The sequence below is a fragment of the Asticcacaulis sp. YBE204 genome (assembly GCF_000495855.1).
Taxonomy (GTDB): domain Bacteria; phylum Pseudomonadota; class Alphaproteobacteria; order Caulobacterales; family Caulobacteraceae; genus Asticcacaulis.
In genome coordinates this window covers 118,403-130,747 of record NZ_AWGF01000009.1, presented here as the reverse complement: position 1 = coordinate 130,747, position 12,345 = coordinate 118,403, and the positions used below count along the sequence as shown (strand labels likewise).

General features: G+C 61.7%; 8 protein-coding genes. 2 read left to right on the top strand and 6 right to left on the bottom strand.

Annotated features, from left to right (window positions below; translation table 11 throughout):
- Positions 1-68: 68 nt before the first annotated feature.
- The 5 genes from AEYBE204_RS31460 to AEYBE204_RS31440 all read right to left on the bottom strand — a co-directional run bounded on the left by AEYBE204_RS31460 (position 69) and on the right by AEYBE204_RS31440 (position 9,638).
- Positions 69-1,853, bottom strand: coding sequence for an IlvD/Edd family dehydratase (locus AEYBE204_RS31460; RefSeq protein ID WP_023462529.1), 1,785 nt, complete (start codon positions 1,851-1,853; stop codon positions 69-71).
- On the bottom strand, positions 1,854-4,529 hold the full coding sequence (locus tag AEYBE204_RS31455) for a glycoside hydrolase family 3 C-terminal domain-containing protein (protein ID WP_023462528.1): 2,676 nt from the start codon (positions 4,527-4,529) through the stop codon (positions 1,854-1,856).
- Positions 4,530-4,952: 423 nt separating this feature from the next.
- Positions 4,953-8,081 carry a TonB-dependent receptor gene (locus AEYBE204_RS31450; RefSeq protein WP_031230722.1) on the bottom strand — a complete coding sequence of 1,043 codons (3,129 nt, stop codon included), beginning with the start codon at positions 8,079-8,081 and terminating at the stop codon, positions 4,953-4,955.
- A gap of 103 nt (positions 8,082-8,184) precedes the next feature.
- A complete protein-coding gene (locus AEYBE204_RS31445; RefSeq protein WP_023462526.1) occupies positions 8,185-9,165 on the bottom strand; it encodes a FecR domain-containing protein in 981 nt (326 codons plus the stop codon).
- A complete protein-coding gene (locus AEYBE204_RS31440; RefSeq protein WP_031230720.1) occupies positions 9,159-9,638 on the bottom strand; it encodes an RNA polymerase sigma factor in 480 nt (159 codons plus the stop codon). The genes AEYBE204_RS31445 and AEYBE204_RS31440 overlap by 7 nt, the downstream gene beginning before the upstream one ends.
- Before the next feature lie 130 nt (positions 9,639-9,768).
- Here AEYBE204_RS31440 and AEYBE204_RS31435 point away from each other — a divergent pair, with 130 nt between their 5' ends.
- A complete protein-coding gene (locus AEYBE204_RS31435) occupies positions 9,769-10,485 on the top strand; it encodes an SURF1 family protein (RefSeq protein WP_023462524.1) in 717 nt (238 codons plus the stop codon).
- Positions 10,486-10,520: 35 nt separating this feature from the next.
- Here the strand turns inward: AEYBE204_RS31435 and AEYBE204_RS31430 are convergent, their stop codons facing one another.
- Positions 10,521-10,955 carry a hypothetical protein gene (locus AEYBE204_RS31430; protein WP_023462523.1) on the bottom strand — a complete coding sequence of 145 codons (435 nt, stop codon included), beginning with the start codon at positions 10,953-10,955 and terminating at the stop codon, positions 10,521-10,523.
- A 358-nt stretch (positions 10,956-11,313) separates the two neighbouring features.
- Between AEYBE204_RS31430 and cyoA the strand changes: the two genes are divergently transcribed.
- Positions 11,314-12,297: a ubiquinol oxidase subunit II gene (cyoA, locus tag AEYBE204_RS31425; protein WP_235068186.1), complete on the top strand. Its 984-nt coding sequence runs from the start codon at positions 11,314-11,316 to the stop codon at positions 12,295-12,297.
- Positions 12,298-12,345 lie beyond the last annotated feature (48 nt).

Sequence of the window (12,345 nt, the reverse complement as noted above, 5' to 3'; positions counted from 1 at the left end):
AGCGCAAAATGATAGCGGTATCATTGTTGCGCCGCAACAGATTCAATACTCAGACCTAATCCTGAAAACTAGTGATTATGCCGGGGCATTTTGTCGGCGATCTTCGTATATTTGAGCGCCGGTTCCATAACCGCGCCGGTGTGGAGTTGTCCGACGGTCTGACGGTAGATTTCCTGCCACATAGTCGCCGATTCCGGTACCGGCGGAATACCGTCGGCTTTACGCGCGGCGATCTCTTCGTCGCCGACCAGCATGTTGCAGGCCCCCGTATTGAGGTCGATACGGATCACATCCCCCGTGCGCAGCCACGCCAGACCGCCGCCGACGGCGCTTTCAGGCGACGCATTGAGGATCGACGGCGAATCCGCCGTGCCCGACTGACGCCCGTCGCCGATGGTCGGCAAGGACGTGACACCACGCTTCAGCAGATGATCGGGCGGCTGCATGTTGACCACCTCGGCCGAACCGGGCCAGCCGACCGGGCCGGACCCGCGAATGACGAGGATCGAGCGCTCGTCGATGCCCAGCGCCGGATCGTTGATGCGGTGATGATAGTCGTCGGAGCCGTCGAAGACGAAGGCCTTGCCCTCGAAGATATTCTCCTGCCCCGGTTCAGACAGGTACCGCTGACGGAACTCGTCGCTGATGACGCTGGTCTTCATGATGGCGAAATCGAACAGATTGCCTTTCAGCACAAGGAAACCCGCGCGCTCCATCATCGGCTCGGCAATCGTGCGGATCATTTCGCGGTCGCGCGTTTCGCGACCGGCGACGTTTTCGGCCAGGGTCTTGCCGGTGATGGTCGCCGCCGTGCCGTCGATGATATTTTCTTTGAGCAATTCCACATGGATCGCCGGGACGCCACCCGCGCGGTGGAAGCGTTCACCCAGATACTTGCCTGCCGGCTGCATATTGAGGATCAGCGGGATGTCATAGGCCGCCATCCAGTCGGCTTCCGTCAATTCGACGCCCGCGTGACGCGCCATAGCCACGATGTGCGGCTGAGCATTGGTCGAGCCGCCCAGCGCCGCGACGGCGGCAATGGCGTTGGTGAACGAGGCCTTGGTCAGAATTTTCGACGGCTTGAGGTCTTCATAGGCCATTTCGACGACGCGACGACCGGTCTCATAGGCCATTTGACCGCGCTCGCGGTAGGGCGCGGGAATGGCCGAACAGCCGGGCAGCGACAGGCCCATGGTCTCGGCGACCGCGTTCATGGTCGAGGCCGTGCCCATGGTGTTGCAATGGCCCGACGACGGGGCCGAGGCGCAGGCCGCCTCAAGGAACTCGTCCTCGGTGATCTTGCCCGCCGCCAGTGCCCGGCGCGAGCGCCAGATGACCGTGCCGGAGCCGACCAGTTCGCCGTCGTGGTGCCCGTCGAGCATCGGCCCGCCGCTGAGAACGATGGCCGGTATATCCACGGCGGTAGCCGCCATGATCCCTGCCGGGGTCGTCTTGTCGCAGCCGGTCGTCAGGACCACGGCGTCGATCGGATAACCGTGCAGAATCTCGACCAGCGTCATATAGCTGAGGTTGCGGTCCACCGCCGCCGTGGGACGGCGGCAGTTCTCGAAGATCGGGTGGCAAGGAAACTCCATGCAGATGCCGCCCGCATCGCGGATGCCATCGCGGGTGCGTTTGGCCAGTTCCAGATGGATGCGGTTGCACGGGCTGAGGTCCGACCCCGTTTGGGCGATGCCGATGATCGGACGGCCCGAGCGCAGTTCCTGCGGCGTGATGCCGTAGTTCATGAACCGCTCAAGGTACAAAGCCGCCATGTCGATATGGCCGGGGGCTTCGAACCATTCCTGCGAGCGAAAGCGACCGTTGGCGGTCGCGGGTTTACGCGTCATTTAGAAAGCTCCGATAGTCTTGCGGCCCGTCACGGTGACGGTCGCCGCGGTTCCGGCCGCCGGTTTGAGGTCTTTACGGGCGTCCGGCTGTCCGCCGCCGATCCACAGCTCGACCGGCCCGGCCTCGACCTGACGCTGGCCGTTGGCATCGACCACGCTCATGGCCTTGGCGTCGACCGTAAAGGTGACCTTTTTGGTTTCACCCGCCTTGAGGCTGATGCGCTGGAAGCCTTTCAAAGCCCGCACCGGCGCACCGGCGACGGCCCGTTTGACGTAAAGCTGGACCACTTCGTCGCCGTCGCGCTGGCCGCTATTGGTGACGCTGACCGTGACCTTGACCTCCCCGCCCGCCTTGACGCTTTTAGCACTCAGCACCGGCTTGCCGTAGGCGAAGGTCGTGTAGCTGAGGCCGTAACCGAACGGATAGAGCGCCTCGCCGGTGAAATAACGGTAGGTGCGCCCGTTCATCGAATAGTCCTTGAACGGCGGCAACTGATCGGCGGACTTATAGAAGGTCAGCGGCAGGCGGCCTGCGGGGCTGAAATCCCCGGCGATCAGGTTGGCAATGGCGCGACCGCCCTCGCCGCCCGGATACCAGGCCTCGATGATGGCGGGCAGGTTCTTGTCGGCCCAGTTGACGCTCATGGCGCTGCCGTTCATCAGCACCAGCACGACCGGTTTGCCGGTGGCATGCAGTTGCTCGATCATCTTTTGCTGCGGCGCCGGCAGGTCGAGCGAGGTGCGGTCGCCGCCCGCGAAACCGGGGGCCGCCACGCGCATTTCTTCGCCCTCAAGGCGCGAGGTCAGACCCGCCGCAAAGACGATCAGATCGGCGTCTTTCGCCGCCGCGACGGCCTTTTCACCCCCGGCGCTGGGGCGACTCCACTGGAATTTCTGGTCTTCGCGGGTGCCGCGCTGCACGGCTTCGACGCGCAGCTTGTAGGTCTTGCCCGCCTCGAGATGGACGTCGCTGTCCGACGTCGGCCAGGCGATGTCCCACACATCGGCGATCAGTTTGTCGTCGATGAAGACACGGTACCCGTCGTCGCCGGTAAAGCGAAAGCGGTGCGCGCCGCTTTCTTCGGCCTTGATATAGCCGCTCCAGCGCGTCGAGCTTTCGCGTGCTTCACGGTTGGGTCGGCCCCAGCTGAATTTGGCGTTGGCGTCGGTTTTCGTGGCGACCGCTGCCCCTTCCAGCTTCGGCCCCTTGAACTCCTCGAATTTCAGGCCCTTTTCGGCGCAGGCGGCGTCCAGGCACAGCACGTTGTCGGGTACGTCCTGAAGCGGCGGCGCCACCCAGCCCGTACCTTCGATATAGGTCACTTCGGCGTCGGGGAAGCGCGCCTTGATCCCGGCATAGACGGTAATCGGCTTCGACGGCGTGCCGTTATAATTGCCGACCAGAGCATCGACGCTGTCGGCATTCGGACCGATGACGGCGATGCGTTTCGGTGTGCCCTTCAACGGTAAAAGGCCGTCATTCTTCAGCAAAACCAGCGACTTTTCGGCGGTTTTTAAGTTAAGTTCGCGCTGGGCGGGGGTGTCGAAATTCTTGTCCGTGATAGCGGCAAAAGCGCCCAGTTCCGGCGCATCGAGCAGACCGAGGCGATAGCGGACCTCGAACAGGCGGATCAGGGCGGTGTCGAGTTCGGCTTCGCTGATCAGACCTTGCTTGACCGCATTGACCGTCGTTTGCGGATCGGTCGTCTTGTTCGACACGAAGTCGCAGATCAGGTCGGTGCCCGCCTTCATGGCCGAGGCCACCGCCTCTTCCGGCGTTTTGACATAGGCGTGCGAGGTCGGCAGATAGAAGTCGGCCACGGCGGCGCAGTCGGACACGATATGCCCCTTGAAGCCCCACTGGGTTTTCAGGAGATCGCGCATATAGGGCGTGTAACCGCAGGCCGGAACGTCGTTGACGGCATTATAGGCGCACATGACGCCTTCGACGCGCGCCTCGGTCACCCCGGCATAGAAGGCGGGCAGATAGGTGTCGACCTCGTCGCGCTTCGAGGGATGGATATCCTCGACGTGGCGGTCGGCTTCGGGGCCGGAGTGTACGGCCAGATGCTTGATGACCGCCGCCGTTTTAGGGTGTTTCGGATCGTCGCCCTGAAGGCCCTTGATGAAGGATACCCCCATGCGCGAGGTCAGGAACGGGTCTTCGCCATAGGTTTCCTGTCCCCGGCCCCAGCGCGGATCACGGAAGATATTGACGTTCGGCGACCACACGGTCAGGCCGCGATACCCGCCCGAACCACCGTCCTTGCCGCGCGTCTTGAGATACTTGGCCCGAAACTCCGTCGCAATGACATCGCCGACCTGATGAATGAGCGGCGTGTCCCAGGTCGCGGCCATACCGATCGCCTGAGGGAAGACCGTCGCGTCTCCGGCGCGCGCCACCCCATGCAGACCCTCATTCCACCAGTTATAGGCCGGGATACCCAGACGCGAAATCGCGGGGGCATTATGCTGAATCTGCGCCGCTTTTTCCTCAAGCGTCAGGCGCGACACGATATCCACCGCCCGCGCCTGCGCGGTTGCCTGCGCGTTAAGATACGGCGGCCTGACCTCGGCGGCAGCAGGTTTTGGCGGCGTCTGGGCAACAACGGGGGTACAGACCATGCTCAGACCGAGCAGGACCGCGAGCGGCTTCGACAGGGGGGTGGTTTTCATGAACGGCCTCGGAAAAACGAAGTCTGAAAAAGTAAAAGATGGGGGCGGACATCGATCTGGAGGGAGTGTCCGCCCCGCAAGGTGTCCAACGGGGAGCTGGAATTTTGGCGGACATCGGTCTTGACCGCGCAAGGCGGTCTACGGCTTTCACAGCGCGTTCGTCTCGTCTGTTGACGTCATGACTGGCTCGTCCCTGTATATTATTTCATTGCCAGCAGCGCGATTGTGCTGGTGGGGTTGCGACAAATGTTAGCGCTAACTTTTTTGAAAAACAAGCCCGAATCAAGGCATTTATTCAACTGAATCAATAGTATTATAAATGCACGCATGGCATCGCTCTGCAAATCGTTCGCCTGTCGGTTTGCATATATCTCTTATCCTGTAGACGCGTTCACGATCGAAAACCGACATCATAACAAGGTTTTAATTCCGATAGCGCAGCCCGATGAAAAACTGTCGTCCGGCGAAATTGGTCCCGCTGAGCAGATGCGCGCTGGTCCGGTCCCAGGTCTCGACGCCTTCGTGCGTCAGGTTCAGCCCTTCGAGGGACAAGGTCAGGCCGGGACGCAGGCGATAACTGGCCGACACATCCCAGTAGGTGGCAGGCTCCGTACCGCTGGCGTCGGTGTTCCACGATCCCGGCACGTTGATCAGGAAGCGGTCGCGGTAGCTGGCCGACAAACGTACCTGCATCGGCCCTTTGGCGTAATAGACCGTGCCATTGTAGGCGTTGCGCGAAATATTGATCAGGTCGGTTCGCAAACGGACGTCCGACACCGGACTGAGGTCGTAATTGATGCGACTGATGACGTAGGTATAGCTGAGCTTCATCCCCAGACCGGACCAAAGCCCCGGCAGAGCCGTGAACCGCGTCTGATAGTTGATCTCGGCGCCCTGCAACGGCCCGCCCGGCGTATTGACGACGCTGATGATATGGAAATCGTCGTCGGGCGACACGCCGCTATATTGCAGGAGTTCTTCGGGTAAACCGGTCACGCGGTACGGCGCCACATAGGTCAGGGTCTGGATATAGGTCGAAATATCCTTGTAGAACAACGACACCGACGCCGCCGTGTCCCGCGACGGATACCACTCCCAGGCCAGGTCGAAGCTGGTGGCGCGGATCGGCTCGATCAGTGGATTGCCGGTCGTCACCTGCCGCCGCCCGCCATTGACCGAGACCGTGGTCGCCGCCGCGATGGTCGACAGCGGTGGTCGCGTCATGATCTTCGCCGCGCTGAAGCGCAGCAGTGTATCGGGCCGCCATTCCGCCGTCAGGTTGAAGGAGGGGAGAAAGTCGTTATAGACGCGCGAAACCCGCGTCAGGACGAACCGGCTGGGGTCGGTGTCGGCCGGCACGTTGCTGAAGAACCGCGAGGCCTGATGGGTGCGCACCTGCCGGAAACCCAAATCGCCACGCAGGGGCACGCCTTGCCACGTTGTGCGGAAATGCAGACGCGTATAAAGGGCGGCATCGTTTTCGACTACCGACTGATTGAGACCGCGCGCCGACGGCGGCGTCGTGGACAGCGCCGTGCGCCCGTCATTGGACAGCAGGTCGTAGGCCCTGACGAAGGCGTCTATATCCGGAACCTGCCAGCAGCGCGGCGTCCCGCCCGGCGGGTCGATCGTCCCCATGCCGCAGAACAGAGTCGTCAGACCGGAAAGGCCGTTGGCGGGAGCCGGGAAATTGGCCTCGCCCTCGACATAGCGCGACCCCATCGACGTATAGGCGTAGCGTTTCAGCTCCAGCCCGGTTTCCAGCCGCCAGACGCCACCCGGATCGTAGGTGACAATGGTCTTGGCGATATCGTGGTCGTTACGTACATAGTTGGGACGCAACCGAATCTCAGGCCCCGCCGCGCCGCTGCCACCCGATTGCGTCACCAGCGGCCCAAAGTACCAGCTGCCCGCATCGGTGACATCGAATCCATAGTTGATCACGGGCCGTGCCTGGCCGCTGCCGCGGATATCGAAACTGTAGCCATCGACATTGAAACGGTCGATCTGAACCGTCAGCTCCTTGAAATTATCGAGTTTCGAGCGCGACGAACCGAGCGCGATGTCCAGCCCCCAATGCGGGGTCAGTTGGTGGCGAAGGCGCAGAGACGCCTGTCTGAAATCGGTCTGGAAATCGTCGACGGTGACCTCGGAGCGTACATCGACATTATCGAAAACGCCGTAAATGACGGCCTGATCGGCGTCGAGTTCGACCCGGCGCGGTACGATTTCCGGCTTGCCGCCCTGCGACGCCCCGCGGCTGAAACCGATGGCCTCCAGATAATAGTCGTTGCGCTGGGTCTTGTGCCGCGCCAGCAGCAGATCCGCCGTCAACAAGGTCCGCGGCGACGGCTGCCATTGCAGGCTGCCGGTCAGGCCGATGCGCTCCACCGTGCCTATGGAGTTAGTGTAGCGGTAGAATTGCGGGTGATAGGTCGTCGCGCGATTAAGCTGCTCATAGGCCGCCAGCGACGCGCTCAGATCGGCGGCAGGCACGTCGCATGGCCCGCCGGTTCCCGTCGTCGGCTTGCAGAACCCGCCATTGGCCGTGCCCTGATTCCAGCCGCCGGAATGAACCCCCTGAAGCTCCAGCGGAGTCTCGGCATAGGTCGCTGACACCAGCAACCCCAGACGGTCGCCATCGAAGGTATTGCTGATCAGGCCTGTGGCGCGCTGACCCGACCGGTGGCTGAGGTCGTTATAGCTGGCCTGCACCGCGAAGGCGTGAACCGGCCCCTTGCGGTCGAAGGGTCGCGGCGTCACCAGATCGACGGTGGCCCCCAGCGAGCCTTCGGGTTGATCGGCGCTGGAGGTCTTTTTGATATCGATACGGCTGAACAGTTCCGATGGAAAGACATTCAGGTCCGAGCCCCGGCTCTTGTTGGCACCCGTGCCGATGCCCTCGGTCACGGCCTGCGCCTCCATGCCGTTGATGGTAACACGCGTAAAATCAGGCCCCAGTCCGCGCACTGTGATGCTGCGCCCTTCGCCCTGATCGCGCGATACGGCGACGCCCGCCACGCGTTGCAGCGCCTCGGCCAGATTGTTGTCGGGCAGTTTGCTGACATCCTCGGCGACGATGCTGTCCATCAGGCCGTCAAAACTACGCTTTTGTTTCAGCGACTCGATCAGGCTTTGACGGTAGCCCCTGACGACGACAACCGGAACATCCTGCAAACGACGCGGCGGGTCGCGCGGCAGTCTGGGGGAGTCGGGAAGCGGAGCCGTCTTGGCGAGCGGTCCGGCCGTCGCACGGATGATATAAGAGCCACCGAAGGTGCGGCTGTAACTCAGGCCCGTCCCGGTCAGCAGCGCATCGAGTGCCGCCGGAACGCTGAAGCGGCCTTTGAGCGGCGTCGAACGTTTGCCTTTCACTGCATCCGGCGCAAAGACGATATTCACACCGGCTTTCGACCCTATTGCGGTCAAAGCGTCGGACAAGGGTTGCGCGGGGAGATTATATTCGACGGCATCTTGGGCATGGGCCGACACGCCCGCCAGAACGGCAGGTGCGACGACGCCCACGGCGCATAGCAAAGTCGCGACTCTCATCCCTCGATTTTGGCCCCGCCCTGTTACGGCGTTTAAATTTGTTTATGCCATCTTACATAGACGAATTTGCAAACCGAAACCGACAATTTTTATGCGTGAAATGTCAGCGGATGAGTTCGAGCGCGCCGTCGTGGCGACGTACCTTAAGATCGTTGAGTTGCGCGATGGTCGCCGCAAATTCCGCCGCGTCGTTGGTGCGGAACACGCCCGACACCCGAACGGCGGCCATGCGCTTGTCCGTGAGGATGATAGGGGCGGCACCGTAGCGGTTGATCTCCGCCACCGCCTCGGCCAGGGTTGCATTGGCGAAAATCACCTCGCCCTTGCGCCAGGCGGTAGCGGCCTCGACGGCGGGCCGGTCGACGACCATCTGGGTATGATTATAGACCGTGGCGCGTTCGCCCGGCGACAGGACCACAAGGGTTTGCAGACGCGCCAGATCGCCAGCCCGTTCGGGTATGACCGCGACCTCGACCTTGCCTTTCAGTAGCGTCACCGCCACGTTTTGCAGGTCGCGGCGCACGACGAAGGAGGTGCCGAGGGCGCGCACCTGCTCGTCCCCGGCGCGTACCGTAAAGGGGCGGGTGGCGTCGGGCTGTACATCGAACAAGGCTTCGCCGCGCGCCAGTTCGATCCGTCGGTTAGCCCCGGAATAGACCACACGCACCTGCGTATCTGTGTTCAGAGCGACGCGCGAGCCGTCACTCAGGGTGACGGTCTGCTGCTGCCCCGGGAGGGTCTCATAAATCAGGGGTTTGGCCTGAGACAGGTAAAAACCAAGCCCGATCGCCGCGACAATGACCGCGGCAACCGCCGACATCATGGCCAGACGGCGCGGCCTACGCACAGGCACGTCATTCGCGGCCTGAATGCGCGCCAGACCGGCGGCACCGGGCAAGATGTCCCACACCCCGGTCACGCGGTCGAAGGCGTCCTGCGCCCCCGGCGTATCGCTCAGCCAGACCTGAAACGCGGCTTCGGTTTCCGCCGTGCGCGCCTCGTTCTGCAACCGGGCCAGCCACACGGAAGCTTCGGCGGTGAGGCGCGTCCGCTCTGGTCTGTCCTGCACCTCCCCGCTCACCATTCATCCATCCACTTCGTCAATTCGAGGGTCGCGCGGGCGACCTGCTTTTCCACTGCGGCGACCGACATGCCTTCCGCCGCCGCGATGTCTTTAAAACTTCTGCCGTCCAGCCGTCGGCTCAACAGGATGCGCCGCGTCTTTTCAGGCAGTTGTTCCAGCCCCTGCGCCGCCCGTTTCAGCCGGTCCTGCGCCCGCAGAATCTCGTCCGGCAAGGGCGTGCGGTCGGGTGCCGCCCCCAGATCTTCGCCGATATCGACGAAAGGCGTCACCTTGCGCCGGCGCGCCGCATCGAACGACAGATTGACCGCGGCTTTGATCAGTAAGGCCTCCTGCGACTTGACGGTTTGCGTCCGCTCGAACGCCTCGACGCGCAGGAAAGCCTCCTGCACCAGATCGTCGGCATCCTGAGGCGCCACGCCTTTCCTGAGAATGGCGCGCCGGGCCTTGTCGAGCATTTGCTTTAGTCCGGACATATCCTGCCTTTGGCGTCATATTATCAGACGAATGAAAAAGCGGTATCCGACAATTGAACAAAAGGCGGCGTTTTGACGCGCGACGATGCGATTGTAAAAGCTTATAGAAAAGCGTTTCCGGAGAATGCCCATGCGTCGTTTGTTCATGCTCAGTGTCGTTGGCCTTGTCGTACTGGTCCTGACCGCGCTCGGCGTCTGGCAGGTGCAGCGCCTGATGTGGAAGACGACCCTGATCGAAACGGTCAATGCCCGCACCACAGCGCCCGCGCAAACACTGGAATCCGGGCCATCCGGCTGGCCCGCCCTGACGAAGGCGAACGACGAATATCGCCGGGTGCGGTTGAACGGCCATTTCCTCAACGATAAGGAAGTTCAGGTCTATGCCCTGACCGAAGCCGGGGCCGGGTACTGGGTCATGACGCCGTTTGCAACCGACAGCGGCGCGACGATTATCGTCAATCGCGGCTATGTGCCGACCGACAAGAAAGCTGCTGCGTCCCGTCCGGAGGGACAAGTCACCGGCCCGGTCGAGATCACCGGCCTTGTCCGCATGTCGGAAACCAAAGGCTGGCTGTTCTCACAGGCCAATGCCCCCGCCGATGACCGCTGGTATCTGCGTAATGTGGAGCAGATCGCCAGCGCAAAGGGTGTTGGTGCCGTACCCGCCTATTTTGTCGATGCCGATGAGACCCCCGTTCCCGGTGGCTGGCCCAAGGGCGGGATGACCGTGGTGCGGTTTGCCAATTCGCACCTGACCTACGCCCTGACCTGGTTCGCGCTGGCGGCCGGCCTTGCTGGATTTACGATCTGGTGGCTGCGTCGCCCAAAAGCAAAAACGCCGCTCTGACCAGAGCGGCGTTTTCTTAAGATACCTTTGGACGCTTACGCGCGGGCGGTTTCGAACCAGTTGATCACACGATCTTCGTTCTTCGACATGATTGCCAGATTGAGGCGGTGGAACGGCCCGTTGACCAATTCCAGCGTCAGGCCGAACATGCCGAAACCGGGCTTCGGCGCGGCGGACACGGCGACCAGATCTTCGCGCGGAATGGCGATGTTGAGCAGGACGCCCTGATACTCCAGACGGTTCTCGTAAACGCGCAGCTGGCAGCTCCACAGGACCGGCACGACGAACAGGGCGATGGCGACGGGAATCATACCCAGCACGATGCCGGAAAACTGCGCCAGAACCGAGCCGCCAGCCAGATAGGCGTTAGCGATGAGCATGATGCCTGCGACAATTTGAAGCAGGGCTGCGACAAGCAGAGCCGTCTTGACGAGCGGGCCGAAGCGATAGGTGTGCAGTGCATCATTCATAACCAGAGTCTCCCAATGCGCCGCGACAAATTCACGCAGGCGTCAGTTTCACAATAGTTGGGGCAGGACAAGCGTTTGCGCAAGCCAAATTTTCGCCTTTTGACAATTTTGTCAGTTTATTTATCCACAGAAGCCGCCCGGCACCGCAAATTTTTACGTAAGTGTTGATTTTAACGTAACAAAATTATGTCAGACCCTGCGCACGGGCTGCGACATTTTGCCGGTTGCGGTCCCCTGTAATTTCATTAGTAGGCCCGGAGTTTGACATTTGAAATCCAGTTCGGTGATTGACCCAGTGCCTGAGACCTTCCCTGCTTTTCGTCGATTCCGCACATTTGCGACCGCGGCTTTACTCACCGTGGCGGCCCTTTCGCTCAGCGGTTGCCAGATGGCCCTGCTGGACCCCAAGGGCCCCGTCGGTCTCGCCGAACGCGACCTGATTTTTCTGGCACTCGGCCTGATGCTGATCCCCGTGGTGCCGGTGATCGTCATGACCATCGCCTTTGCCTGGCGCTACCGTGCGTCGAACACCAAGGCGACCTACGACCCGAACTTCGAACACTCCAACCGCATCGAGGCGGTCGTCTGGGCTATCCCGACCCTGATCATCATCGCGCTCGGCACGGTAACGTGGATTTCGACGCATCAGCTCGATCCGCACAAGAAAGTCGAGGCCGTCGCCGAACGCAGTCACATCCCGCCCGTCGAGGTCGAGGTCGTGGCTATGGACTGGAAGTGGCTGTTCATCTATCCGGAATACGGTATCGCCACGGTCAACGAGATGGCCATGCCGGTCGGCACGCCCGTCCATTTCAAACTGACCTCGTCCTCGGTGATGAACTCCTTCTTCATCCCGCAACTGGGCAGCCAGATCTATGCCATGACCGGGATGCAGACCAACCTGTCGCTGCGCGCCGATCACGAAGGCGAATATGACGGCATCTCGGCCAACTATTCGGGCAAGGGCTTCGCCAATATGAAGTTTAAGGCCAAGGCCATGAGCGACGAAGACTTCGCCGCCTGGGTGGCCAGGGCCAAGACCTCGGGCACCGCGCTCGATACCGCCACCTACAAGACGCTGAATCAAAAAGACATCGCCCCGCAGCCGCTGTTCTATGCTTCGGTCGAGCCGACCATGTTCACCAAGGTTCTCAATGGCTGCGCCGATGGCGGCCTGTGCAAGGACGACGCCTACAATATGGCATTGCTCAAGAACATGGACCCCAATGCCGTGGCCTGCGTCGCGCCGGAAACCGATAAGTCGAAGTCGTCGAAGACAGACAACAAGACTATCGCCCTCAATACCCCCGCTCAGAATACACTTGTAACGCCGGAAGGCTGATCGGCATCCGCCGCCCACCCCTTCCCGTGCCCTCCCCATCCGCAAAGC

Coding starts and splice junctions, on each gene's coding strand:
- AEYBE204_RS31460 (WP_023462529.1), bottom strand. CDS start 1,853: ATGACGCGTAAACCCGCGACCGCCAACGGTCGCTTTCGCTCGCAGGAA.
- AEYBE204_RS31455 (WP_023462528.1), bottom strand. CDS start 4,529: ATGAAAACCACCCCCCTGTCGAAGCCGCTCGCGGTCCTGCTCGGTCTG.
- AEYBE204_RS31450 (WP_031230722.1), bottom strand. CDS start 8,081: ATGAGAGTCGCGACTTTGCTATGCGCCGTGGGCGTCGTCGCACCTGCC.
- AEYBE204_RS31445 (WP_023462526.1), bottom strand. CDS start 9,165: ATGGTGAGCGGGGAGGTGCAGGACAGACCAGAGCGGACGCGCCTCACC.
- AEYBE204_RS31440 (WP_031230720.1), bottom strand. CDS start 9,638: ATGTCCGGACTAAAGCAAATGCTCGACAAGGCCCGGCGCGCCATTCTC.
- AEYBE204_RS31435 (WP_023462524.1), top strand. CDS start 9,769: ATGCGTCGTTTGTTCATGCTCAGTGTCGTTGGCCTTGTCGTACTGGTC.
- AEYBE204_RS31430 (WP_023462523.1), bottom strand. CDS start 10,955: ATGAATGATGCACTGCACACCTATCGCTTCGGCCCGCTCGTCAAGACG.